General features: G+C 37.4%; 2 protein-coding genes. Both read right to left on the reverse strand.

Going from position 1 to position 1,427, the window contains the following annotated elements:
• Positions 1–33: 33 nt before the first annotated feature.
• Positions 34–978 (reverse strand): IS3 family transposase, encoded by a 945-nt coding sequence (locus PR800_RS19605; protein WP_195698793.1) that lies wholly within the window; start codon positions 976–978, stop codon positions 34–36.
• Positions 876–1,427: helix-turn-helix domain-containing protein (locus PR800_RS19610; protein ID WP_272524692.1), on the reverse strand; the 552-nt coding region annotated here is incomplete at its 5' end. The genes PR800_RS19610 and PR800_RS19605, both read right to left, overlap by 103 nt.

Raw genomic sequence — 1,427 nt, forward strand, 5'->3', positions numbered from 1 at the left:
TTGAAGTGAACCCATAAAGTTGGACACTTTTAGTTAAGCGGCTTGTAAGGCCTGATTTCGATATTCAATCGGAGTCAGGCCTTTTAATTTGGCTTTAATCCGTTTGGTGTTGTAATACTCTATGTATTCGCCAATTTTATCAATCAGTTCATCGGCATCTCGAAAATGATATCCATGATACATTTCCGATTTCAATAGACCAAAAAAATTCTCAGCAACGGCATTATCTAAACAGTTACCTTTCCTTGACATACTTTGTTTAATTCCATTGTCTGTTAACTGTCTCTGGTAGTGCTTGTGTCGATATTGCCAACCCTGATCACTGTGTAAGAGTGGTTTTTGAGCTTCTCCTAACCGAGATAGCCCTTTTTTTAGCATCTCTGTAACCAACGTTAAACGCGCATTTTTAGCCACTTTATAAGCCACAACCTCTTGGTTATATAAATCAATAATAGGGGATAGATACACTTTTTGTTCATTCACTTTAAATTCAGTGACATCAGTTACCCACTTTTCATTCGGTTTAGTCGCTTTAAAATTTCGTTTGAGATAGTTAGGCGCTGCTTTACCCACATCTCCCCGATATGAACGGTATTTCTTCGGTCTTACTGTTGATTTTAAATTAAGTTGCCCCATCAATCGTTGTACGGTTTTATGATTAAGCATAATACCTTCATTTTTCAGCGTTAAATGAATACGTCTGTAACCATAACGACCTTTATGTTCATGATAAATAGTTTCAATTCGCGTCAGCTCTTTCTCATAAGCTATTGGTTTTTTTAATACGCTAACGTGATAATAGAACACACTTTTTGCTAGTTTCGTAGCATGAAGCAAGTGTTTGAGTGAATATTGATTTTTTAGGGCTAAAACAATTAACGTCTTTTCTTTGCTTGCCGTCGTTTTATTTGTTCCAACTCTTCCAACTTTTTTAGTACAGCATTTTCTGCACGTAAGTAGGCAAGCTCTTCTTTCAATTCTTCAAGTGTTTTTTCATCGTCAGGACGATCAGTTATTATTTTGGAGAAGTCCATAGGCTTTCTTCCTCTTGAGCAACACTCTAACCCTTTGAACCCGTATTTATCATATCTATCAAGCCAGAGAGATAGAGTGCCAGTCGTAGTTAAGTTAAGTATGGCACTAGTGTGACCGAGAGACCAATCATGTGTCCACATAAGTTTTATGGCTTGTAACCTTGCTTTTGCACAACGTAAATGAGGTGTGGGCTGGAAAGCATTATTACCATGAATAGTCACTACTTGGGCCCAATATCGGATCTGCCGAGAAGAAATATCATACATTTTTGAAAGTGCTTCTGATGATTCTCCCGCTAGGCATTGGTTGGCGATAGCAATTTTTAAATTCCGATTATATTTAGACATAAAAAACCCCCAGTAATTGATTGTCCAACTATTGGGGGTCACTTC

Source organism: Providencia sp. PROV205 (assembly GCF_028479505.1).
In the GTDB taxonomy this organism is placed as follows: domain Bacteria; phylum Pseudomonadota; class Gammaproteobacteria; order Enterobacterales; family Enterobacteriaceae; genus Providencia; species Providencia huaxiensis.